The sequence below is a fragment of the Campylobacter sp. RM9328 genome, assembly GCF_012978615.1.
Window position 1 is genome coordinate 101,216 of sequence record NZ_LIWF01000003.1, and the last position, 22,537, is coordinate 123,752.

General features: G+C 37.5%; 23 protein-coding genes. 14 read left to right on the forward strand and 9 right to left on the reverse strand.

Features of this window, described 5'->3' with window-relative positions; genetic code table 11:
- Positions 1-60: 60 nt before the first annotated feature.
- The 10 genes from rplM (at position 61) to fldA (ending at position 10,458) form a co-directional block, all read left to right on the forward strand.
- Complete coding sequence (gene rplM / locus CCAL9328_RS03035; RefSeq protein ID WP_169937600.1) at positions 61-486, forward strand: 50S ribosomal protein L13; 426 nt, start codon at positions 61-63, stop codon at positions 484-486.
- 2 nt (positions 487-488) lie between these two features.
- A complete protein-coding gene (gene rpsI, locus CCAL9328_RS03040; protein ID WP_169937598.1) occupies positions 489-878 on the forward strand; it encodes a 30S ribosomal protein S9 in 390 nt (129 codons plus the stop codon).
- Positions 879-1,126: 248 nt separating this feature from the next.
- A complete protein-coding gene (locus tag CCAL9328_RS03045) occupies positions 1,127-2,146 on the forward strand; it encodes an OmpA family protein (RefSeq protein ID WP_169971924.1) in 1,020 nt (339 codons plus the stop codon).
- Positions 2,147-2,201: 55 nt separating this feature from the next.
- Positions 2,202-2,852 carry an HAD family hydrolase gene (locus CCAL9328_RS03050; protein WP_169971923.1) on the forward strand — a complete coding sequence of 217 codons (651 nt, stop codon included), beginning with the start codon at positions 2,202-2,204 and terminating at the stop codon, positions 2,850-2,852.
- Positions 2,853-3,001: 149 nt separating this feature from the next.
- A complete protein-coding gene (nifJ, locus tag CCAL9328_RS03055) occupies positions 3,002-6,568 on the forward strand; it encodes a pyruvate:ferredoxin (flavodoxin) oxidoreductase (RefSeq protein ID WP_169971922.1) in 3,567 nt (1,188 codons plus the stop codon).
- Between the two features lie 166 nt (positions 6,569-6,734).
- Positions 6,735-7,424 (forward strand): aspartate/glutamate racemase family protein, encoded by a 690-nt coding sequence (locus tag CCAL9328_RS03060; protein ID WP_169971921.1) that lies wholly within the window; start codon positions 6,735-6,737, stop codon positions 7,422-7,424.
- Positions 7,425-7,560: 136 nt separating this feature from the next.
- A complete protein-coding gene (locus CCAL9328_RS03065; protein WP_169937588.1) occupies positions 7,561-7,875 on the forward strand; it encodes a DUF2325 domain-containing protein in 315 nt (104 codons plus the stop codon).
- 3 nt (positions 7,876-7,878) lie between these two features.
- A complete protein-coding gene (locus CCAL9328_RS03070; RefSeq protein ID WP_169937586.1) occupies positions 7,879-8,601 on the forward strand; it encodes a hypothetical protein in 723 nt (240 codons plus the stop codon).
- A 115-nt stretch (positions 8,602-8,716) separates the two neighbouring features.
- On the forward strand, positions 8,717-9,787 hold the full coding sequence (locus CCAL9328_RS03075; RefSeq protein ID WP_169937584.1) for a PTS sugar transporter subunit IIC: 1,071 nt from the start codon (positions 8,717-8,719) through the stop codon (positions 9,785-9,787).
- A gap of 179 nt (positions 9,788-9,966) precedes the next feature.
- On the forward strand, positions 9,967-10,458 hold the full coding sequence (gene fldA / locus CCAL9328_RS03080; protein WP_169971918.1) for a flavodoxin FldA: 492 nt from the start codon (positions 9,967-9,969) through the stop codon (positions 10,456-10,458).
- Between the two features lie 107 nt (positions 10,459-10,565).
- Here fldA and CCAL9328_RS03085 read toward each other — a convergent pair whose 3' ends face one another.
- The 3 genes from CCAL9328_RS03085 to petA are packed head-to-tail and all read right to left on the reverse strand — an operon-like array spanning position 10,566 to position 13,372.
- The gene (locus tag CCAL9328_RS03085) at positions 10,566-11,612 is read right to left on the reverse strand and encodes a c-type cytochrome (protein ID WP_169999963.1); all 1,047 of its coding nucleotides are present in this window, start codon (positions 11,610-11,612) and stop codon (positions 10,566-10,568) included.
- Between the two features lie 2 nt (positions 11,613-11,614).
- On the reverse strand, positions 11,615-12,859 hold the full coding sequence (locus CCAL9328_RS03090) for a cytochrome b (protein WP_169999964.1): 1,245 nt from the start codon (positions 12,857-12,859) through the stop codon (positions 11,615-11,617).
- A 9-nt stretch (positions 12,860-12,868) separates the two neighbouring features.
- The gene (gene petA / locus CCAL9328_RS03095) at positions 12,869-13,372 is read right to left on the reverse strand and encodes a ubiquinol-cytochrome c reductase iron-sulfur subunit (protein ID WP_169937576.1); all 504 of its coding nucleotides are present in this window, start codon (positions 13,370-13,372) and stop codon (positions 12,869-12,871) included.
- 177 nt (positions 13,373-13,549) lie between these two features.
- On the opposite strand from petA, the gene luxS reads away from it, so the two are divergent.
- The gene (luxS, locus tag CCAL9328_RS03100) at positions 13,550-14,065 is read left to right on the forward strand and encodes an S-ribosylhomocysteine lyase (protein ID WP_169937575.1); all 516 of its coding nucleotides are present in this window, start codon (positions 13,550-13,552) and stop codon (positions 14,063-14,065) included.
- A 25-nt stretch (positions 14,066-14,090) separates the two neighbouring features.
- Here luxS and CCAL9328_RS03105 read toward each other — a convergent pair whose 3' ends face one another.
- Positions 14,091-14,498, reverse strand: coding sequence for a pyridoxamine 5'-phosphate oxidase family protein (locus CCAL9328_RS03105; RefSeq protein ID WP_169937573.1), 408 nt, complete (start codon positions 14,496-14,498; stop codon positions 14,091-14,093).
- Positions 14,498-14,872, reverse strand: a complete 375-nt coding sequence (locus CCAL9328_RS03110; protein ID WP_169937571.1) for an L-arabinose ABC transporter — start codon at positions 14,870-14,872, stop codon at positions 14,498-14,500. The genes CCAL9328_RS03105 and CCAL9328_RS03110 overlap by 1 nt, the downstream gene beginning before the upstream one ends.
- An 88-nt stretch (positions 14,873-14,960) precedes the next feature.
- Between CCAL9328_RS03110 and CCAL9328_RS03115 the strand changes: the two genes are divergently transcribed.
- Positions 14,961-15,482 (forward strand): ATP/GTP-binding protein, encoded by a 522-nt coding sequence (locus tag CCAL9328_RS03115; protein WP_169971872.1) that lies wholly within the window; start codon positions 14,961-14,963, stop codon positions 15,480-15,482.
- A 5-nt stretch (positions 15,483-15,487) separates the two neighbouring features.
- Here the strand turns inward: CCAL9328_RS03115 and CCAL9328_RS03120 are convergent, their stop codons facing one another.
- Both CCAL9328_RS03120 and dut read right to left on the reverse strand, forming a co-directional pair.
- Positions 15,488-16,219 (reverse strand): EI24 domain-containing protein, encoded by a 732-nt coding sequence (locus CCAL9328_RS03120; protein ID WP_169999965.1) that lies wholly within the window; start codon positions 16,217-16,219, stop codon positions 15,488-15,490.
- Positions 16,219-16,917, reverse strand: coding sequence for a dUTPase (gene dut / locus CCAL9328_RS03125; protein WP_169937565.1), 699 nt, complete (start codon positions 16,915-16,917; stop codon positions 16,219-16,221). Before dut ends, CCAL9328_RS03120 begins: the two co-directional genes overlap by 1 nt.
- 122 nt (positions 16,918-17,039) lie before the next feature.
- On the opposite strand from dut, the gene CCAL9328_RS03130 reads away from it, so the two are divergent.
- On the forward strand, positions 17,040-17,228 hold the full coding sequence (locus CCAL9328_RS03130; protein WP_169937563.1) for a hypothetical protein: 189 nt from the start codon (positions 17,040-17,042) through the stop codon (positions 17,226-17,228).
- On the opposite strand, the gene CCAL9328_RS03135 is transcribed toward CCAL9328_RS03130, so the two are convergent.
- Positions 17,225-19,567, reverse strand: a complete 2,343-nt coding sequence (locus CCAL9328_RS03135) for a putative bifunctional diguanylate cyclase/phosphodiesterase (RefSeq protein WP_169999966.1) — start codon at positions 19,565-19,567, stop codon at positions 17,225-17,227. The genes CCAL9328_RS03130 and CCAL9328_RS03135 overlap by 4 nt on opposite strands.
- 87 nt (positions 19,568-19,654) lie before the next feature.
- Between CCAL9328_RS03135 and CCAL9328_RS03140 the strand changes: the two genes are divergently transcribed.
- Positions 19,655-20,197: a hypothetical protein gene (locus CCAL9328_RS03140; RefSeq protein ID WP_169937559.1), complete on the forward strand. Its 543-nt coding sequence runs from the start codon at positions 19,655-19,657 to the stop codon at positions 20,195-20,197.
- Here CCAL9328_RS03140 and CCAL9328_RS03145 read toward each other — a convergent pair.
- Positions 20,173-22,536, reverse strand: a complete 2,364-nt coding sequence (locus CCAL9328_RS03145) for a putative bifunctional diguanylate cyclase/phosphodiesterase (protein ID WP_169999967.1) — start codon at positions 22,534-22,536, stop codon at positions 20,173-20,175. The genes CCAL9328_RS03140 and CCAL9328_RS03145 overlap by 25 nt on opposite strands.
- Position 22,537: the final 1 nt, after the last annotated feature.

Sequence of the window (22,537 nt, forward strand, 5' to 3'; positions counted from 1 at the left end):
GCTATTTATAAGTTATTTTTAAATAGAATCATGTTTTAATTTATTGGCAAAGGTAAGAAAATGACAAAAATAACAAAGCCAAATGAAGTAAAACGCGACTGGATCGTACTTGATGCGACCGGCAAACGTTTCGGTAGATTACTAACCGAAGTTGCGACACTACTTCGCGGCAAACATAAACCAAGCTATACTCCAAACGTTGATTGCGGTGATTATGTTATCATCATAAACGCTTCAAAAGCTGAATTTACAGGTGCAAACAAGGCTGAGCAAAAGCTATATCACAGACATTCAGGATATTTCGGTAGCGTTAAAAGCGAAAAATTTGGTGATTTATTAGTAAATAACCCTGTTAAGCTTTACAAGTTAGCCGTTCGCGGTATGCTTCCAAAGACAAAACTTGGCAAAGAGATGATTAAAAAATTAAAAGTGTATGAAGGAAGCGAACATCCTCATACTGCACAAATCGCTAAAGAAGGAAAATAATAATGGCAACAGTTTATGCAACAGGAAAAAGAAAAACAGCGATTGCTAAGGTATGGGTAAAAGCTGGTAGCGGAAAAATCATAGTAAACGGAATGGATCTTAACGCTTGGTTAGGTGGCCATGAGGCTATCAAGTTAAAAGTTATTCAGCCACTTCTTGTAACCAAACAAGAGACTTTAATAGATGTTAAAGCCGACACTTTAGGTGGCGGATACTCGGCTCAAGCGGAAGCTTTAAGACACGGAATTTCACGTGCTCTAGCTGCAATGGATGCTGATTTTAGAGCTCTTTTAAAACCAAAAGGACTTCTTACTCGTGACTCAAGAACAGTTGAGAGAAAGAAATTCGGACGTAGAAAAGCTAGACGTAGCCCGCAATTCTCAAAACGTTAATATTTGTTTACGGATCGATTGTTTATACATAATACCAATCGGTCACTCTTTTTGGATTTCGGAATTTATCTCCGAGATCCGCTCTTTTTATTTTTACTCTTTTCTTTTACAAATATGCAAAAATTTATATGTATTAAAACTATCTATTTTGGGCGTTTTATTTAGATTTACATAGAATTTATGCTTTTTTTGCTACAATATAACATCTTTAGAACATAGAGAAAATTTATTCAGGAAAGGAATTCTATATGAAAAAGATTGCTTTAGCTATGGTTGCTGCGACAGCGCTTTTTGCGTCAAACTCAGCATACAACTACGAGGTTACTCCTACTATTGGCGGAGTTCATTCAGAAGGTAACTTGGGCTATAAAAATGATCAAGTTAATGTAGGTATCAAAGCTGCTAGAAACCTTGAGGGTCTATTCTTTGATCAATTCGAGCTAGGAGTTGACTATACTCATAGACTAAAAGAAACTGTAAAAGGTGTTACTAGAACAGGTCATGCTACTAGATATACTGCAAATCTTGTAAAAGACATTTTTGATTTTACAGATAACTTTGGTCTTTATGGTCTTGTTGGCTTAGGATACGAAGATCTATCTAGCAAATTTGTTGATAACGAAGATGGCGGTTTTGGTCAATACGGATTAGGCTTAAGATACCAAGTAACAGATGTATTTGCTCTTAAAGCAGAAGTTCGTGATGCTATCAAATTTGAGCATGCTGATCACAATTTATTCTACACACTTGGCTTTGGTATAGGTCTTGACGCTAAAAATGTAGCACCAGTAGTAGCTGCCGCTCCTGCTATGGCTCCTGCCGCTCCTGTTTCACTTGATGATGACAACGATGGCGTTTTAAATGATGTTGATAAATGCCCTAACACTCCTGCAGGTGTAGTTGTTGACGAGACAGGTTGTGAAAAAGTTATCGTTCTTCGCGATCTTGGCGTAAACTTTGCTTTTGATAGCTATGCTGTTAGCCCAACTTATGCAGCAGAGATCAAAAAAGTGGCTGACTTTATGGCTGAAAACCCTGACTACAAAGTAGTTCTTGCAGGTCACACTGATAGCGTAGGAAAAGAAGCTTACAACCAAAAATTATCTGAAAAAAGAGCTAATGCAGTTGCTAAAACTCTTGAGGGTTATGGCGTAAGCGCAGATAAAATTTCAACTCTAGGTTATGGTGAGTTAAGACCAATAGCTGACAACGGCACAAAAGAGGGTCGCGCTCAAAATAGACGCGTTGAAGCTACTTTCAACAAGTAACTAAATATTAGAGTCTTGGAAACAAGACTCTATCTCTCTTTTAAAAGATCAAAATTTGAAAAAAACTGTTTTATTTGACCTTGACGGCACGCTAATCGACTCTACTCCTGCCATACTTGATGGCTTTCGCACTGCTTTTACGACGCAAAGAAAACCAACTCCAAGCGATGAAGCTATAAAAGCACTTGTTGGCTATCCGCTGGACATTATCTTTGCAAGACTTGGTGTTGCCGAGAAGGCGGTGCAAGATTATATAGACATATACAAAGATCGTTACAGGCAAATTTATTTAGAACAAACCACTCTTTTGGAATTCGCAAAAGAGGCCCTAGAGCTAGCCAGCAAAAATGCTAATCTTGGTATAGTAACTACAAAAACAACTAAGTACTCCATAAATATACTTGAAAATTTAGGTGTAATGAAATTTGTAAAAACAGTAGTAGGGAGAGATGATGTAATTCATCCTAAGCCTGACCCAGAACCTATAAATTTAGCTTTGACTAGACTTGATAAAACTAGTGATGAAGATAGAAAAAACAGCTTCATGATAGGTGATACGATCATGGATATGCTATCTGCTAAAGGCGCTGATATCAATCCTCTTGGCGTGCTATGCGGATATCAAAATAAAGAGCAGTTGGAAAAACAGACGCAAAATATCTTTAAAAATTCATTTGAAGCGGTCAAATTTCTATCAAATTTATAGACAAAAAATAAATTTTTATACGCACGATCTCTTTTAAAATAACCCAAAACAAACTTAAATTTTATAAACTTTAATCCAAATTAATTATATATTTTGTATTTTAATCATATAATATTAGAATTTTGATAATTAATGATTAAGGTGAATATATGAGTAAAATTATGAAAACCATGGATGGAAACGAGGCTGCAGCTTACGCTTCTTACGCATTTACGGAAGTTGCCGGAATTTATCCTATCACGCCTAGTTCGCCTATGGCTGACTATACGGACGCTTGGGCTGCTGCGGGCAAAAAAAATCTCTTTGGTATGCCTGTTAAGGTGGTTGAGATGCAAAGCGAGGGTGGAGCGGCAGGCACGGTGCACGGCTCACTTCAAGTTGGAGCGCTTACTACAACATACACAGCTTCTCAAGGCTTGCTTTTAAAAATTCCAAATATGTATAAGATCGCAGGACAACTACTCCCTGGTGTTATACATGTAAGTGCGCGTTCATTGGCGGCACAGGCGCTTTCGATCTTTGGTGATCATCAAGATATCTATGCCTGTCGCCAAACGGGCTTTGCGATGCTTGCATCTGGCTCAGTGCAAGAGGTTATGGATATAGCTGGTGTTGCACACCTCGCGGCGATTAAGGGTAGAGTGCCGTTTTTGCACTTTTTTGATGGCTTTAGAACAAGCCATGAGATACAAAAGATCGAAGTGATGGATTACGCTCACTTTGATAGACTTCTTGATAAAGAAGCTTTGCAAAAATTTAGAGACGAGTCACTAAACCCAGAAAGTCCAAAAACTCGCGGAACGGCTCAAAATGATGACATCTACTTCCAGACTCGCGAGCTTGCAAATCGATTCTATGACGCGGTGCCTGACATTGTGGCGGATTATTTAAAAGAAATTTCAAAGATCACAGGACGCGACTATAAGCCGTTTAACTACTACGGCGACCCAGAGGCAGAGCGTATTGTGATCGCTATGGGTTCTGTTACTCAAGCGCTTGAAGAGGTCATCGATCATCTACGCGCAAAAGGTGAAAAAGTCGGTATGATAAACGTCCATCTCTACCGCCCGTTTAGTCTAAAATATCTATTTAACGTTATGCCAAAAACAGTTAAAAAGATCGCCGTACTTGATAGGACAAAAGAACCAGGAAGCCTTGGCGAACCACTATATCTTGATATAAAAGCGGCATTTTACGGACAGCCAAATCAGCCTGTTATCGTGGGCGGTCGTTACGGACTAAGCTCAAAAGACGTTGATCCCGCACAACTTATCGCCATATATGAGAATTTAAATTTAAGCGAGCCTAAAAATGGCTTTACTGTGGGTATCGTTGATGATGTTACATTTACTTCGCTTGAAGTTGGAGAGAAAATTTCACTAAGCGACGATAGTGTTAAAGAGTGTCTATTCTACGGACTTGGCGCAGACGGCACAGTAGGCGCGAATAAAAACTCGATTAAAATTATCGGCGATAAAACCGATCTTTACGCACAGGCGTATTTTGCCTATGACAGCAAGAAATCAGGTGGCTACACTAGAAGCCATTTAAGATTTGGCAAAAAACCTATCCGCTCAACCTATCTTGTATCTAACCCACACTTCGTGGCATGTTCTGTTGCAGCGTATCTTGAAATTTACGATGTGATAGATGGTATTCGTGAGAATGGCACATTCTTACTAAACTCGATCTGGGACTCAAAAGAAACTGTTGCAAAGATACCAAATAGAGTGAAAAAAATCCTAGCCGATAAAAAGGTAAATTTTTACATCATAAACGCAACTAAATTGGCTCATGACATCGGGCTTAAAAACCGCACGAATACCATTATGCAGTCAGCTTTCTTCAAACTTGCCGAGATTATTCCGTTTGATCAGGCGCAAAAATATATGAAAGAGTACGCCTACAAAGCCTATATCAAAAAAGGCGAAGCGATAGTCGAGATGAACTACAAGGCTATCGACGTTGGTGCGGACGGGCTTGTGAAGGTTGAAATCGATCCAAGCTGGTCAAATTTAAAAGATGAGAGCAAAAATACCGACGCTTACGTTGGTAATGACTTTATCGAAAAGGTTGTTAAACCTATCAATGCGGCGCGTGGTGATAGCCTGCCTGTATCGGCGTTTTTGGGTTACGAAGACGGACACTTTGAGTCTGGCACGACAGCTTATGAGAAGCGTGGTGTGGGTGTGATGGTGCCAAAATGGATAGAGGAAAACTGTATCCAATGTAACCAATGCGCCTTTGTCTGCCCACACGCTGTTATCCGACCGTTTCTCATAGACGATAACGAATTAGCAAATGCTCCACAAAGTCTAAAAGATCACGTCCTAGATGCAAAAGGTAAAGAGGTTAAAGGACTAAAATACAAAATCCAAGTTAGCCCGCTTGACTGTACCGGTTGTGAGCTTTGTGCGCAAAACTGTCCAAGCAAGGAGAAGTCACTTGTAATGGTGCCGCTTGAAGAGGAAATGGATAAGAATGAGCAGGTAAATGCCGACTATCTATTTAAGCAAGTTACCTATAAAGATGATTTGATGAGCAAAGAGAGTGTGAAAGGCTCAAGCTTCGCGCAGCCTCTACTTGAGTTCCACGGAGCGTGTCCTGGATGTGGCGAGACTCCATATATCGGGCTTGTTACAAGATTATTTGGTGACCATATGATAGTAGCAAATGCAACCGGATGCAGCTCGATTTATGGCGGTAGTGCACCTTCAACTCCATATACTAAAAATAAAGATGGCCACGGTGTAGCGTGGGCGAACTCGCTATTTGAGGATAACGCCGAGTTTGGTATGGGTATGAATGTGGCTGTCGAAACTATCCGCCACCGCATAGAAGATATCATGCTTCGTACGAAAGATAACGTGCCTAACGCACTTAGTGCACTTTATAATGATTGGATTGAGTTTAAAGCTGATAGCGCAAAAACGGCTGAGATAACTAAAATTTTAGTGCCGATTTTAGAGCAAAATTCAGATAGTGAAGGTGTGAAAGAAATTTTAAGCCTTAAAAAATATCTAACCAAAAAATCTCAATGGATCATCGGTGGAGACGGTTGGGCGTATGATATCGGCTTTGGCGGATTAGATCACGTGCTAGCAAGCGGTGAGAATGTAAACGTGCTTGTACTTGATACTGAGGTCTATTCAAACACAGGTGGTCAAAGCTCGAAATCAAGCCGCGCAGGCTCTATCGCGCAATTTACGGCTTCAGGCAAACCGGCGCAGAAAAAGGATCTTGGCTATATTGCGATGACTTATGGAAATATCTTCGTAGCTCAAATCAACTCAAATGCAAGCCAAGCAAATACAATAAAAGCTATCCTTGCAGCTGAGGCGTATGATGGTCCAAGTCTTGTTATCGCATACTCGCCTTGTATTGCTCACGGCATAAAAGGCGGCTTGTCGCTATCGGGTAACCAAGCTGAGCTAGCCACTAAGTGTGGTTACTGGCCGACATATGTTTATGATCCGCGCCTAACAAAAGAGGGTAAAAACCCGCTCAAACTAAACTCAAAAGAGCCTGACTGGTCACTTTATGAAGAGTTCTTGTTAAATGAGGTTAGATATAGCGCGCTTAAAAAAACTAATCCAGAACACGCAGATGCGCTTCTAACAAAAAATAAAGAAGATGCAAAGCGCCGTTACCGCCAGCTAAAACGTCTATCGCTAGCCGACTTTAGCGACGAGATCGAGACTAGCGAAGAGTCTTAAACTAACGAATAAAACTTCAAATTTAGCCGTCATTTGGCGGCTAAATTTCTCTCTTATAAAATTTAATTACTATATTTTAAACTTTTTATGTTAAATTTACGTCCAAAATATAATACAGCATTTTAAGATTTATTTAAAAGATACTGTATTAAGTAGGAGAAATTTTATGAAAAAGGTCGGACTGATTGGCGGTATGAGTTATGAATCAACCATAACCTATTACAATGAAATAAACCGCAAAGTAAATGAAAGACTTGGCGGGCTCAATAGTGCCGAAATTCTGTTAAGTAGTGTAAATTTTGAAGAGATAGAGCTGTGCCAGCATGAAAATAGATGGGATGATGCGGGTGAAATTCTCTCTCGTCACGCTAGGGTTTTAGAGCTTGGCGGTGCTGATTTCATACTCATTTGCACAAACACCATGCATAAAGTTTATGAGAGAGTGCAATCTAGCGTTAAAATACCTGTTGTTCATATAGCTGACGCTACGTTAAAGGCCTTAAAAGAGCATGGCGTGGATAAAGCAGGACTTCTTGGCACGATATATACAATGAAAGAGGCGTTTTATAAAGATAGGTTGAGCGATGGCGGAGTAGAAGTTTTGCTTCCAAGTGAGGATGAAATGAAATTTATAAACGAAGTTATATTTAAAGAGCTTTGTTTTGGTAAAATTTCAGCCACATCGCGTGATAAATTTTTAAATATCATCTCAAATTTGGCTAGTCAAGGTGCAAAAGGCGTGATACTTGGTTGCACTGAGATAGGGCTTTTGGTTGACCAAAACAGCACGGATATTAAACTTTTTGATACTACATTTATACATATAGATGAGGCGGTAAATTTGGCGATTAATTAGGCAAAAATTTCCGCCCTTTTTCTCCACATAAGTTATAAATTTAGACATAATGATAATAGCTCTCATAACTAAGAAAGAATTTAGCAAAGATAGTTTATAATAATCACTATCAAAAATAAAATCTTAGGAGTCTAATATGTCGGTTTTGGTAATAGGAGCAGATGAAATCACCCCGATAAAGGCTGTTTTGAAGGATTTGGGTGCGCAAAGGATTGAGCATTGGGACGCAAGAAATGAAAATCGTGTGAACCGCAAGCCGATCCCGCAAGATACCGAGTGTGTAGTTATGCTAACAAGCTTTTTAAACCACAACACGATGAAAACCATAAAAACTCAAGCCAAAAAGCGCAACATCCCGATAGTTTGTGCCAAAAGAAGTGTTAGCTGCGTCTTTTGCGAGTATTGTAAAGTCTTTGGACTAGATAAGGAATTTGGATGCAAAGCGGAATAATCGATGAAATTCGGGCATTTATTAGATATTGGAGAAATAACTCCAAGTATTTTTTCAAAGCTTAGTAAATTTCAAAAGGCTAAAATCTTTTTAACACTTTATAATGCTAATGTCAAAAATGAGCTAAAAATCCCTTTAAAATACGCTAAATTTTTAAAGATAGAAGATATCTTTAGAGCCTACATAGATGATCTTTTAAAGATAAATTCTTTAAAAATTTGCAAGGTAAAAAATTTCTGCCTGGTTTCAAATGCCCTGATACATGCTTATTTGCAAAGGGATTTTAGTAGGTTGAAATTTATGGCAAAAGAGCCGGTGTGTCATGTAGCCAAGCTTATAAAGATGTTGTATAGTTCCGGTAAATTTGAACTGTGCTTTGAGGCAAATGATATGTTTGCAGGCTTTGTCTATGATAAGATCAGCAAAAAACATCCCGATAAACAAATTTATCTAAAAGACGGTGTTATCTTCGCGGAGTGTTCGGGCAAGAAGATATTTGGTGTTATGCCTAGTTTTAAAGAGATCTCAAAAGATAGTTTTCATACTGCAAAAAGTGAAATTCTACGTGCAACACGCATTTTAAACGAGAGCGACCTTGAGGCGATGTTTATAGTATTTCCAAGAAATGGTAAATTTTTAAAACATGTTGAGGTTAGACACGAGTCTTGTAGATGTAGCGGCAAGCTCAAACTTGTTCCATATACGATAAGTCATAAGTTGTTTTAAATTTTATGAGAAAAATTTACAAGGTAAGAAGCAAATTTAATCTTTTGTGATTTATTTAACCTTTCTTTAACCAACTTTCTTGTAAAACGGAGAAATTACACTCTGGGGGTATATAATGCAAGATAAATTTAAGGAATTTTTACTTAAAAAAGACGTGGTAATCTCTGGGCGTAGATACGCTATAGACGCACTGTCGGCAATGGCACAGGGTTTATTTGCTTCACTTCTTATCGGTACGATATTATCTACTATCGGCAAGCAAGCTGGAGTGGAAATTTTAACTCAAATCGCAAATTTTGCCATAGCTTCAAAAGGTGCTGCGATGGCGGTTGCTATCGGATACGCATTAAATGCACCGGCTCTTGTGATGTTTTCTTTGTGTGCGGTTGGATACGCAAGCGACACACTAGGTGGCGCAGGTGGACCGCTTGCCGTATATGTAGTGGCACTAGCGGCTTGTGAAGTAGGTAAGATAGTAAGCATAAAAAATAGTATAAATATCATACTAACTCCAGTTGTTACGGTTGTTTTTGGTTGTGTGTTAGCTATGTGGATAGCTCCGTTTATAGGTGCTGTGGCCATGTCTGTCGGTAAGGCCGTAATGGTATCGACCGAACTTTATCCGGTACTAATGGGCGCTATCGTGGCGGCTGTGATTGGAATGGCGCTTACCTTGCCGATTAGTTCGGCTGCTATTTGTGCTGGGTTTGGGCTTACAGGGCTTGCCGGAGGTGCGGCACTTGCCGGTTGTTGCGCACAGATGGTTGGATTTGCAGTGATGAGTTATAAGGCAAACGGTTTTGGCGGCTTTATCGCTCAAAGCATAGGAACAAGTATGCTACAAATGGGCAATATCGCTAAAAAGCCTATCATTTGGATACCTATCATTATAGTTTCAGCCATAAATGGTGCGATCGCTGCGATATTAGGGTTTCAAATGAACGGGGCAGCCATCGCTTCAGGAATGGGAACATGCGCTTTTGTGGGACAGATGGGAGTATATACTGGTTGGCTAGCCGATGTGGCAAATGGCACAAAAGTCGGCATATCAGGCTTTGACTGGGCTGTTTTGCTTGGAATTTCTTTTATAATCCCTGCCTTTTTGGCGGTAGCATTTGGAGGAATTTTTAAAAGATATGGGCTTTTTAACGACGAAGACTTGAGTTTAAGTAGGCAAAAATCTTAAGGATTGAAATTTATTTTATAATAATATATTTTTTTAGGTTAGTTATGTTAGAATCACAAGATTTTTATCATGATAAAGATATTGTTTCTCAAAATACTAATTATAAATTTTATATATAATTAGTATTTGCAAATTTGTGGTAGTATAAGTCAACAATAAAAATTTTTCAAAGGAATAAAATGATAGGTATAATTTACGGTAGCAGTATGGGAAATACTGAAGAGGCAGCTCAATTTTTAAGTGAAAATTTGGGTCTTGACAACGAAGTTTTAAATGTTTGCGATGCTAGCGCCCAGAAGTTAAACGGATATGATAAATTGATCCTAGGCACTTCTACATGGGGTAGTGGCGATTTGCAAGACGACTGGGATTCGTTTGATTTTGGTGGATTAAATTTAGAGGGTAAAACTGTTGCATTTTTTGGCATGGGTGATAGCGAGAGCTATTCTGATGAGTATTGCAACGGTATGGCAAAACTTTATGATGCCATCATGGAAAAAGGCGCTAAGGCTGTTGGCGAAGTAAGTACAGATGGATACACATTCGATGGCTCTGATGCCGTGAGAAATGGTAAATTTGTCGGTCTTGCACTTGATGCGGACAATGAAAGCGAGAAAACCGAAGAGAGAATTCTTGCTTGGATTAATGAGATAAAACCTCTATTTGCATAAAATTTTACGGCTTCATGCCGTAAAATCCTCATACTTTAGCAAGATAATAAAAATCTATGTGTATAAAAGAATTTTAAAATTTAAAGGGTCGTAATGACCCTTTAATATTAATGAAGATCGCTCCAAACTTTACGTTTCCAAAGCCAAGCAAATATACCAAGTATCAAGAAATATACCATCGTATAAATTCCCACACTTGAGCGCTCATCTTTTTTACTATCGCCTACTTTTTCCATATAGCTTACGATCTGCTCGGTTGCTTTTTCATTTAAGCCAACACGTGGCATAGATGTTCCAGCAAGCATTTTTTGCGGATCATTGATAAGCTTTGTTAGGTAGTTGTCTGAATTTTTAGCTCTTATCATCATAGATAGATCAGGCGGATTTGAACCCATGTAAGTTGCTAGATCTATACGATTTGATAGAGTGTATTTGTTGTCGTATTTGTTGTCGTGACAACGCTGGCACGCGTCCTCAAATAACTTTTCATCGCTTATGCCATTGTGCTCTTGGGCATATTTGTTGGCTATTGATTTTAAGTAAGCAACCATATCGGCTAGCTCTTCATTCATGTCGCCACCTGCGCCAAAGAAAGGTAACATAGGAAACAGATTTTCGTCGTTAAATTTATGACCTAGTTTTACAGCTAGTGTAGGGTTTTTTATAACCGCAGCCAAGAACATATCATCATATATAAAACCTGCCGTGCTAAGATCAGGCGGAACAACGCCAAAGCTAGCGCTTGCAGTAGCATTATCCATAGCAGAAGGCATGCCCGCAGCCTCTATACCGTGGCAACCGGTACAACCTGCTGCCAAAAACGTATCAGCTCCTTTTGTTGCGTCACCTTTACTAAAGTCGATAGCTTTTATCTCGTTCCAAAATGCAACATACTCGTCCAGCGAAGCTTGAGCACTGTCTACATCTGCTTGTGCGGCATTTATCTTAGCTTCATCTTTAAGTTCTTTCGCGCTTTGTAGTGCAGCTTTTTTGGCCTCTAGGACATTCTTGGCGTGAAGCTCATCCTCTTTTGAGTAGTCAAATTCAGCCGCAGCCGTATGAGGGTGAAGTTTTGAGTGAGCATAAGGCTCAATACCCCAGTATAAAACGCCAGATAGAAAAACAACTATGGCAAAAATTTTAAGCTCTTTCATAATTACCCCCTTTTTCTTTCAAGTATCGTAATCGCAGGAAGCGCAACGATAAATAAAAATAAGAAAAGTGCGGATGAGCCAAATCCTAACCAATCCATAATTCCACCTGTTGGGACTTTACCTAAGATAGAAAGTGCTATAAGGTCTATAACAAGCACCCAAAACCATACAAAGAAAAGCGGTCTTTTATGAGCAGGAGCCACAACATCGCTTCTATCAAGTAGAGGTATAAGCATAAATGCAACACCTGCAAATGCAAATGATATAAGTCCGATGTTTGAAGCTGTTATGCCAAACATATCAAAGAAGAAACCGCGTAAAATTTCGTATTGCCACAAGAAATACCACTCAGGATAGATGTGCGGAGGAGTTTTTAGCGGGTTTGCGGGCTCAAAGTTGATCGGATCCATAGCAAAACCATAATGGAAACAAACAAGATATATAAAAAATATCATGAAAAATGCCACATACATAAAGTCCTTAGCTAAAAATCCTGGCCAAAAAGGTATAACTTTTGACTTAGCTTTATCACCTTTTAGGTAAACTTCTGCTTCTATGTTAAAGTCAATTTCTTCGCTAGTTTTGTTATTTACGTGAGGAATTCTTAATGAGTAAAAGTGGATTACTAATACTAAAATCGTAACCAAAGGCAACAAACAAACGTGTAGCATGAAAAATCTAGTAAGTGTCGCATCGCCTACCGCATAGTCACCACGTATCCACTCAACTAAAGCATCTCCGATAACAGGAATGGCGCCGAAAAGCTGTGTAATAACGGTTGCTGCCCAGTAGCTCATTTGTCCCCAAGGTAGCATGTATCCGCTAAAGGCTTCTGCTGAAAAGCAGATAAATAGTATCATGCCACTTATCCAAATTAACTCTCTGCCCTTTTTATATGAGCCGTAGTAAAGTCCGGTAAGTAGGTGGATATACATGATAAGAAAGATAACTGAAGCCGAAACAGCGTGTATATGACGCCACAACCAGCCGTATTCAACCTCTTGCATGATAGTGTAGTTAACACTGTCAAATGCTAAATTTACATCAGGCTTGTAATACATTAATAGTAAAAAGCCGGTTATAAGTAAAAGTGCAAAAAGCGTTGTTAGGATAACACCCATCGCCCAAAGAAAGTTGATGTTTTTTGGTATCCAATACTCGCTAACTAATACCTTCATGAGTTTGGTAACAGCCAGACGTTGTTCAAACCAGTCTAAAACACCTGTTGATTTATGAATTTGTGCCATATTCTCTCCTTACGCTTTGCCTACGAGTTTTTCATACTCAGGGCTTGTTTCTCCAAGAACTAGCTTGGTGCCGTCTATCTTAAATGGAGGTATATCAAGTGGGCGCGGAGGAGGTCCAAAAGTGTTTATGCCGTCAACATTAAATTCACCGCTATGACAGGCACAAACAAATGTTTGTTTGCTCATTTTATACTCAGGGATACATCCAAGATGTGTGCAAAGTCCTATAACAACGGTATATCTGCTATCTCCCACAACGACATCACGAGCATCGTTTGCGCTCATACTCGCATCTTTTTTAAGTATGAAAATAGGCTTTTTACGCCACTCAACCTGCCTCATCTCACCGTCTTTCATTGGGCTAAGATCGACAGTCGTAAAACCGGCCGCTTTAACGCTTGGGAGCGGATCCCACGTTTTCTTAACGGCAACAAGCGAAAATGCACCGCCAACAGCGGCTACCGCACCAAACGCAAGACCGATAAAATCACGTCTTTCTTGTTTTACAGACATTTATTTCCTTTCTTCGCTAGTTTAAAATTTGTTTGGATTATAACGAAAAAGTATTAAAAATTTATAATAAATTCGATATTACTTTTTTATTTTATGTTAAATGTAACTATAAGGATTTTAGCCAAAAATTCAAATTTTTATGATACACTCAATGCTTTTTTAAAATAAGGAGAAAAAATGCCACTTCTTGATAGTTTTTGCGTTGATCATACCATTATGAATGCGCCAGGAGTTCGTCTTGCAAAGACGATGAAAACACCAAAAGGCGATGAAATTTCAGTTTTTGACTTACGTTTTTGTAAGCCAAATGAAAGCATGCTCCCTGAACGTGGGATCCACACTTTAGAACATCTTTTTGCAGGTTTTATGCGCGAACACTTAAACCGCGACGGAGTAGAGATCATAGATATCTCGCCGATGGGATGTAGGACCGGGTTTTACATGAGCCTTATCGGTTCGCCAAGCTCTCAAGAGGTTATTGACGCTTGGGAAGCTTCTATGAAAGATATCACAAATGTTTTAAGCCAGAGTGATATCCCGGAGTTAAACGAATATCAATGCGGTAGCTATAAACTACACTCGTTAAAAGAGGCTCACGAGATAGCAAACGGTATTTTAAAATCAGGTATCGGGATAATCGACAATGAAGCTATAAGGCTTAACCTTGATGCAAAAGGGCTTAAAAAACATTAAAATTTAGCCGCAACCGCGGTTAAATTTATTTGTTCCAAATTAGCTTTTTGCCAAAGCCGAGTGTATTGCTCGTAAATTTCACCCACCTTAGCTCTATGCTCCAAATTTGAGGATCCATCGCTAAGGCGTAGAAGTATTTTTTGAAATAAATTTCTCTTTGGGATTTTGTCGCCTTGCTCATCTTTGCTATAAACTGAAGACCTTCTATCTTGCCGACTATTTTTGTATCAAGCACGATCGTTCCGGCAACCGTATTATTTTTATCAAGTGCTTTTATGTGTTTTGTTTTACTATCTCCTGCTACAAGTAGGGCTAAATTTTGCTCGTCAAAGGCGTAAAACGAACTTGCGCAGTGAGGTAAATTTTCTTCATCAATAACCGCTAGCGATAAAAGGTGCATTTTGTTAATAAAATTTAATATCTTATCATCCATTAGATTAAAAACTCGTAGAAAAATTCACTAATTTTTATAAAATTTAAAGCCACAACCGTTACTAAAATGAGCCAAAATACAAAAATAACAAGCTCAATGAGAGTAAAGCTATCTTTACGAATTTTGCCAAAAACTGCCATTGACACAAATGATCCGATGCTTCCGCCGATAAGCGAAAAGTAATGAACCGCACCAGGTTTTACGAAATTTGGCAAAGCTCCTCTAAAAAATAGAGAAAATATTATAAATGCTAAGAAATTTGCCAGCAAAAGATAGTATGCAACAACTGGAATTTGAGGATAAAGTCTATGAAAAACAAAGCTTAAAACGGTTATAAATATAAGTAAAAAAACCCTAACGCCAAAGCAGCACATAAAAAGCCTTTAAATTTTTGGTTATTTTACATAAAAATGGCTTTATAAATTTGAAATTTTGCCGATCTAAGATGGCAAAGGAGTTAAAATGCAAACAAATTTTTATTCACAAGGAAGTTATAATAATTTTGATTTTTCGTTTAAAACAAGCTCGGGAGATCAGATAAATTTCTCGATGTATGACAACAAAAGCCTAGAATACTCAAGTCAAAGCTCGCATAATCAAAGCTCAAGAAACTTAACTTTAACGCATGAATACGGATATAATTTCTCTTATGTTGGCGATGGGCTTGACGAGCAAGACTTGGCAGAGCTTAATGAGGCTTTAAAACAGATCGCTCCGCAAGTTGATGAATTTATGAAAAATGTCAAAGATGCAGATAAGATCGCAGGCACAAACCAAAGTATAACTGAACTTGCAAATAGTATAAAATCAAAACTTCCACAAGCCAAAAATGATAATCACCAAAATATGATAAATGATAACGTTCTTAAATTATTTGACAAACTTTTAGAAACCAACAAAGCAAACAACGATCTTTTAGATGCGTCAAAAAGGCTATTTGATAGGTTAATAGACCAGACAAATAAGCTGTATTTTTACGCTTAAATAAACTAAAATTTACTAACGGCTTGTTTTTGAAACAGCAAATGCGAAAGAAAAATTATAAAAAATAGCTGCAAAAATAGTCCTAAAAGAGGCACAAGCGAAAGTAGGTAAAAAAGACCGCAAGCAAGCTTAAACCAAATTCCTCCACCGTCAAGCCAGGCGATGTGAAATTTTGTTTCATTAAGAGTGTTTGAGCCGACATCTATGAGCAAAAGCTTATGGTAAAGATATAAAAACGGTATATTTATAATAAAAAAATGCAAAAATGGCACAAATATAAAAGGCAAACAAACTATCAAAAGGGCTAGAAATTTAACTATAACTTTTGCGGTAAGCCTTAAAGTAAAAACCGTTGAAACTGGCTTAAACTCGAGATTATAATGTCTTTTGTTTATCTCGTTTGTAACAACAGTCGTTAAAAATCCGGCTATAACAAGTGCAACGATAACACTAAGAACAAGCATGACGTAGGTCCCTAGAGCATAAAAAGCGGCACTTAGTATAAAAGTCGTGATCTCATTTGTTAAAATTTGCATTACAAGCGGGTATTTGGATAGATTAAAATAACCAAAATCCCCGCTTTGGCTCATCTGCATAAAATTCTCGCCCAAACTAGAGCCGGCTATAAATAGTCCTACTCCAAGTAGACAAACACTACAAACAAGCGGTAAGATAGAAAGTGTTATAAATTTTTTTGTTAAAAAATCTTTATAGCTAAGCCTAAAATTTTCTAACATTATTTTTTAACTTTGTCGTATTCGCTCTGTAAAGCGGCATAAATTTCATCTATGCTTATAAGCCCGTTAGATAAAATTTCGCTCATAACGACATTATCTTCCTTGCTATTCCAAATTTTACTATACGTTCCCTCTTTGTAGCCGTTGTTTTGGCGGAAGCGATTTAGAATGTTTTTAGCGATATAGCACTCATAAAGAGAATATAAATTTACTCCGCATTTTAAGGCTACCGAGAAGTAAATTTCAAGCATATTGTGGATGTCATATTTAAATCCACTACTTTCGTGTATCAACCTCTCGATCTCGTTTATGATCTCGTAAATATTTTCTTCTTCTACTTTTAGTGGCTCTTTGCAAAAGCGTGCAAATCCGCTTGCGCTGCAGATATTTTGAGCAAGAGTATTTATGTCGCCGATACGATTTGTATGGTAAATTTGCAACATCAAGCTCATAACAAAGTGCCATATATCAACGACTTCTATGCGTAAATTTTGCTCGTTTGTTGGGGCGTTTATACTTTTCCAATGTTTCCAAGCAAAGCTATCTATAAGCTCGGCACATTCCATGTATATACAACGTTTCCAGCTGATTAGCTTGTTTTTATTGGTATATCCGTCTTCCCAGCCTATGCCGTTTGTTTCGTCGTTTAGGCTTTGTTGGAGTTTAAGCATTTCTAAAATTATATCTATCTCTTTCATTGTTCACCTTTTTAATTTTTAGGATTATACAAAAAAAAGCCTTATAACGTCTAAACTTGACGTAAGTCATCTAAAATTTAAAATTTAACAGGTAGAATACACAAAATTTCAAAGGAGAAAAGATGAGAGAAAACAACATTGTTGTTTGCAACGTTTGCGGTTTAAAGAGTGTTGATGACACAAATGCAGTTTTTATCCGTGCACATAAAAACGGCGAAGAGGTTGATATCTGCACTAGCTGTGTTCCAAGTGTGATACATGGTTCTGGTATGGTTGTTAAATCAAACGAAGAAATTAAAGCTGAAATTTAAGCCGGAGTGATCGTTTGAGGATTGTTTCTTAAAAACTCCTCAAATTCCTCCGCGTTCATCGGACGATATATATAATACCCCTGCATCTCGTAGCACTCTAGTTTTAAAAGCTCATCATAAATTTCTTTACTTTCCACACCTTTTGCCGTTACTTTTATGTTCATGTTTTTGGCAAGTTGCATGACTGTTTGTACGATTTGCCTATCGGCTTTGCTGGTTGCAAGGTCTAAGATAAAATCTTTTGCTATTTTTATGCCCTTTATATCGTATCTTTTTATATAAGTCAGAGATGAGTAACCTGTTCCAAAGTCATCTATAAGCACGTCTATACCGGTGTCTTTTAGTATAGTAAAAATTTGATCCACAGTTTTTGTGGAGTTTGTCCAAACGGTTTCGGTTAGTTCAAGTTGTATTGAATTTGGGTCTACGTTGTATTTTTCAAGAACATTCTTAGCGCTAAATGCAAAATCCATCTTGTCTATCTTTGATGGAGCGATGTTTATGCTGATTTTTGGTAGGGTGATGTTTGCTTTTTGCCATCTTGAAATTTGTCTTATCGTTTTTTCAAAAGTTAGACCACAAAGTTTGCTTAAAATTTCTGTGTTTTTAAAGATATCTAAAAAAGCCGACGCTTCTAAAAATCCATGCTCCTTGCTATCCCACCTTAAAAGAGCTTCGGCGTCTATGATCTTTTTGTTTTTTACATCAAATATCGGTTGGTAAAATACCTTAAATTCTTTTTCAAATTCATTAGTTTGTATCAAGGCTTCCATTTGGAGGTTGATATGAACTGTTTTATCGATCTTTTCATCGTATTCTAGTGGGTTAAGACTTGGTTTTTGTTTAGCAAAACACATTGCTCTGTAGGCATTTTTGATGGCTGTTGAGACATCGATCTTCCTGCTAGTGTAGTCTGTGATATAAAAGCCTATCGTGCAGTTTAGTCTAAAATGGTATTTGTCTATAAATATATGCTCTTGCACGCCGTCTTTTATGGTAATTGCTAGCTTTAGGCATTCGCTTTTGCTGTTTTTACCCATTTTGGCAAAGATTATAAACTCATCAGCTCCGATACGAGAGATAAATTCGTTACTATCGCAAATATCAACAAGTCTTCTACCAAAGGCTTTTAGCACCCTGTCACCTATCCCGTGGCCATATGATGTGTTTATGGATCTAAAGTTGTTTATATTTATACAATAAACAACTAATTCATCTTGCTTGCCTATGGATTCGATAGCGGTTTTTAAATTTTTTATTAAAAAATTTCTACTTCCAAGACCCGTGAGATAGTCTCTTTCAGATATGTCTTGAAGTTTTAAATTTGCAAGAATGAATTCATTTGTGCGATCGTGCATGATCTTTTCAAGCTCGGCATGTAGTTTAAGTTCGCGCTGTAAAATTTCATTTGTAGCTATGCTGTTTTTTATGTAGTAGCTAACTAGCGAGTGTGATACGACTACAAAAAGTATAAATACACTTACTAGAGAAGTAAAGTCGCCATATACCATAAGTGGGATAATCGTAATGATCGGCAATATCTTTGAAATGACAGTGGAGCTGTTTTTCCTTGGGACGATGATCTCATTTGATGTTTTTAATTTGAACGAACCTATCATAAACACCAAGGCACAAATGAGATATAAAACATTTGTGCTCTTATATACGCAGCACGGAATGGCGTATATGTATAAATTTATTACGGCAAATAGTAGCGCAGATACTAGTAGATAAAAGCCGCTTACTCTTATCTTGATAAGTCCTGCGTTTATTAGGATGCTAAGCGTGATGATCGCGATAAGGGAGTTTATGATGATGTTTGCAAAAGATGTAAAGTGATCAGCGCTTGTAAATATCAAATTTATGTCGAAATTTCTAATCGCATTAAAGAGCATGGTTGCGATAAATAAAAATATACTTATCGAGTCTAGTGCAAATATAGCCGCCTTTGCCCTCATCTCTTTAAATTTAGTGTATAAAAACATGGATATGGCAAATAGCACAAACAAAGATGGAAATATATACGCGATATTTAAGAAATTATATCTATCATAAGAGGCTAGCAGTATAAAACTATAAAAGAGCCACAAAATATCGGCAGCTACTAAAAATATAGCCGCGAGACAGACGCAAAGCCAGTGATATCTTATCGTTTGAGGAGCTGTTATGTATCTATAGGATGTATGGACTATGATAAAAAAGGCTAAAGTGTAGAATAAAATTTGAAAGTAAACATAGCCTAAAATCGACATCAAGCAAGTAAGCGCAAATAAAACCCCTACGCTGATAATGGCAATTTTTTGAGCCCCATCCAAGGTGGCAAACAAACGCTTGAACAAAGCACTTTTCTCCTGCAAAATAATAGGGATTATACTAATTTAATCCTTGTTTTTAGATATAATCAACAAAAAATTTAGGAGCTTTTAATGATAAAAGATGTTGTTTTGACAAGCAAGGACGTGCTTGATTATCATGCCTTTGTGCTTTTTGGCTCAAGGCGCGCACGTAACCAGCATTTTTTTAACACTCTTGGTGTTTTTGCCGAGGCTATGATAGCAGGCTTTATTGTGGATAAGCTTGCAAATACGCAGTATTACACGATCGCGGGTATTATTTTTGGTGTGATTTGGCTTTTTGCTTATCCTGTGTTTTTAAAACGAAAAAGACTAAATGCGCTTAGAAAGATAAAGGGCGAAGATAGTCAAAAAAGTATGAAATTTGCAGTAAATGATGAATATTTTGCATTTTATGAGAGTGAAATTTCAGATAAAGAGAAATTTGAATTTGATAGAGTTAGTGAAATTTATGAGCTTAAAAATATCTTTGTGATATTTTTGCACGACAAAATTCACATCATAATACCAAAAGACGACGAGAGCGCCGAGCTTATCAAAAAGATAGCCAAAAATACAAAAAAACCTATCGCAAGATATGAAAAACTCGACTATGAAAGTGTGTTTTTAGCGTAAATCTTTTTAAGAAGCTTTTCAAAAGAGTTTGCTTTCATCGGTCTTGATAGCAGATATCCTTGACCTTCGTCACAGCCAAGCTCTTTTAGAATTTCAAGTTGCTCCTTGTTTTCTATACCTTCTGCTATACTCTTTAGTCCCATGCTTTTAGCTAACTCTATAATTGTCTTTACTATCTCTTTGTCCTGGCTGTTTGTGGCTATATTTTGGATCAGCTCTTTTGCTATTTTTAGCTTATGAAATTTAAATTTTTTAACATAACCGATCGATGAGAATCCTGCGCCAAAGTCATCTATAGACAGTGTTATACCGTGATTTTTTAACACAAAAAGGCTATTTTGCACGAGGTTTTCGTTATCTATAAGGCTCATCTCTGTTATCTCCATACCAAGAGAACTACCATCAAGCTTGTTGGCGGTTAAGAGCATCATGATATTTTGTATGAAATTTGTATTATCTATCTGTTTTGGAGAGACGTTTATGTGTAGTTTTAGCTCTTTAAGATCGTATTTGTGACTCCATGTTGCCATTTGTTTGATAGCTTTATTACATACCCATTGACCTATGTCTACTATGAGAGAATTTTGCTCTGCTATGGGAATAAACTGCGAGGAGGGTATAAAGCCCTTTACTGGTGACTTCCAGTATAAAAGTGCTTCCATTCCGGTTAGCTTCTCGCTTTTTAGGTTGTATTGAGGTTGGAAATTTAGGTCCAGCTCTTTATCAAAATCCATAGTAGACATTAGCATATTGATGTAGTTTTGCTCTTGCATCTGAGTCATAAGCTCGTCGCTAAATACCACAAAGTCTTTACCTGAGTCCTTTTTGGCTTCTGCAAGTGCGATGTTAGCGTAAGATAGTAGGTCGCTAGGCTTTATCTCGCTGGTTTCGCTTTGAGCTATGCCGATATTTGCCTTAAGGTGGATCGTATGATCGTTTATCGTGATAGGATCTTGTATAGTGGCTAAAAGTTTATTTATCGTTTCGCGTCTTGCGTTTGCACTGCCAGATCTTGAAACTATAACAAAATCACTTCCACTAAACCTTGATATGAGAGAATTTTTAGAAAATATCTTTTTAAATTTCTCCACCAAAGCTATTAAAACTTCATCGGCTATATAGCGCCCGTAAACATTGTTTATGACTTTAAAGCGTTTTAAGTCAAGACTATAAACATCAGTTGTTTGGTCAATCGGCTTTGTCTTTATAAATTCGCCAAATTTTTCTAAAAAGTGTTCGCGGTTTAGCGCGCCGGTTAGCGGGTCGATGTGGTTAAGCTTTTTTAGCTGTTCGCTTTTGCTGTTTAGCTCCTTTATCCTGTCTTTTATGATACCCTCTAAATTTCGTCTTAAGATATACTCTTTTTTTATTAGGGCTTGGTTATGTTTCACGTTTGAGATGTTATGTGTTAAAACGCCGTAAAAAAGCAGTAAAACCATAACAACGGATATCCATGTGAGGTCTATTCGTCCACTCACTAAGATAGCAACAATGATGAGTGAGACGAGTAGCCCGAGTTTGCTTATTAAGATAACATTTGGGGCTTCCTTGTTTTTACCGAATTTTCTTTTTACGTCGCCGTCTTTTGCATAAAATGAGGCGATAAGCACTATAAAAAATATAATTTCTAGCACGAGTTCGTAGTATGTATTGGCTAAAATTTTACCTTTGACGACAGATATGGAGTAATACATATCATAAATTCCAAACATGATGATGGCAATAAGTGCCATATAAAAGGACTTGTGTCGTTTGATGTGTCTGGTATCTATCGCAAGATAAACGATAAAAGCAACTGTAAAAGTGATGACGTTAAGTACTAGATAAAGAAAGTGAAACGTCTCTTTGACAGAGAAGAAAATTTCGATATTACTTTCAAAAACGACAAACCAAAAAAAGCTCATATACATGATGATCAAAACGCTAATATCGACAAAAGACTGCATCTTTGCGTATTGTTTCATGCTGTATTCAAACATTAACAAAGCTGCGGTAAATACAGATAATATCGGCACAAGATACATTACTTGCACGATATAGGTGGTTTCTATCTCACTGTTTTTAAAACCGATAAAGTCATGATATAGCCAAAAAACATCGCTTATACCCCAAAAGCAAATGGCGATACAAAGCCACTTCCAAAATGTATCAAAGTTGTGCTTTACCCATATTTGATATGTTATCATCGCGCCCATGCTTAAATTTGATATAGACGAAACTATGTTACACAGTATCGTGTTTTTTGTATGTATAGCAAAACTATATAACGCAAAAAGTGCGACACAGTAAAGTATAAAAGCCAATTTAGCACTTGTTATCGGTGAAAACCTATCTGTCATT

Excerpts from the sequence above, each read along its gene's own strand:
- rplM (WP_169937600.1), top strand. The coding sequence starts at position 61 with ATGACAAAAATAACAAAGCCAAATGAAGTAAAACGCGACTGGATCGTA.
- rpsI (WP_169937598.1), top strand. The coding sequence starts at position 489 with ATGGCAACAGTTTATGCAACAGGAAAAAGAAAAACAGCGATTGCTAAG.
- CCAL9328_RS03045 (WP_169971924.1), top strand. The coding sequence starts at position 1,127 with ATGAAAAAGATTGCTTTAGCTATGGTTGCTGCGACAGCGCTTTTTGCG.
- nifJ (WP_169971922.1), top strand. The coding sequence starts at position 3,002 with ATGAGTAAAATTATGAAAACCATGGATGGAAACGAGGCTGCAGCTTAC.
- CCAL9328_RS03060 (WP_169971921.1), top strand. The coding sequence starts at position 6,735 with ATGAAAAAGGTCGGACTGATTGGCGGTATGAGTTATGAATCAACCATA.
- CCAL9328_RS03065 (WP_169937588.1), top strand. The coding sequence starts at position 7,561 with ATGTCGGTTTTGGTAATAGGAGCAGATGAAATCACCCCGATAAAGGCT.
- CCAL9328_RS03070 (WP_169937586.1), top strand. The coding sequence starts at position 7,879 with ATGAAATTCGGGCATTTATTAGATATTGGAGAAATAACTCCAAGTATT.
- CCAL9328_RS03075 (WP_169937584.1), top strand. The coding sequence starts at position 8,717 with ATGCAAGATAAATTTAAGGAATTTTTACTTAAAAAAGACGTGGTAATC.
- fldA (WP_169971918.1), top strand. The coding sequence starts at position 9,967 with ATGATAGGTATAATTTACGGTAGCAGTATGGGAAATACTGAAGAGGCA.
- CCAL9328_RS03085 (WP_169999963.1), bottom strand. The coding sequence starts at position 11,612 with ATGAAAGAGCTTAAAATTTTTGCCATAGTTGTTTTTCTATCTGGCGTT.
- CCAL9328_RS03090 (WP_169999964.1), bottom strand. The coding sequence starts at position 12,859 with ATGGCACAAATTCATAAATCAACAGGTGTTTTAGACTGGTTTGAACAA.
- petA (WP_169937576.1), bottom strand. The coding sequence starts at position 13,372 with ATGTCTGTAAAACAAGAAAGACGTGATTTTATCGGTCTTGCGTTTGGT.
- luxS (WP_169937575.1), top strand. The coding sequence starts at position 13,550 with ATGCCACTTCTTGATAGTTTTTGCGTTGATCATACCATTATGAATGCG.
- CCAL9328_RS03105 (WP_169937573.1), bottom strand. The coding sequence starts at position 14,498 with ATGGATGATAAGATATTAAATTTTATTAACAAAATGCACCTTTTATCG.
- CCAL9328_RS03110 (WP_169937571.1), bottom strand. The coding sequence starts at position 14,872 with ATGTGCTGCTTTGGCGTTAGGGTTTTTTTACTTATATTTATAACCGTT.
- CCAL9328_RS03115 (WP_169971872.1), top strand. The coding sequence starts at position 14,961 with ATGCAAACAAATTTTTATTCACAAGGAAGTTATAATAATTTTGATTTT.
- CCAL9328_RS03120 (WP_169999965.1), bottom strand. The coding sequence starts at position 16,219 with ATGTTAGAAAATTTTAGGCTTAGCTATAAAGATTTTTTAACAAAAAAA.
- dut (WP_169937565.1), bottom strand. The coding sequence starts at position 16,917 with ATGAAAGAGATAGATATAATTTTAGAAATGCTTAAACTCCAACAAAGC.
- CCAL9328_RS03130 (WP_169937563.1), top strand. The coding sequence starts at position 17,040 with ATGAGAGAAAACAACATTGTTGTTTGCAACGTTTGCGGTTTAAAGAGT.
- CCAL9328_RS03140 (WP_169937559.1), top strand. The coding sequence starts at position 19,655 with ATGATAAAAGATGTTGTTTTGACAAGCAAGGACGTGCTTGATTATCAT.
- CCAL9328_RS03145 (WP_169999967.1), bottom strand. The coding sequence starts at position 22,536 with ATGACAGATAGGTTTTCACCGATAACAAGTGCTAAATTGGCTTTTATA.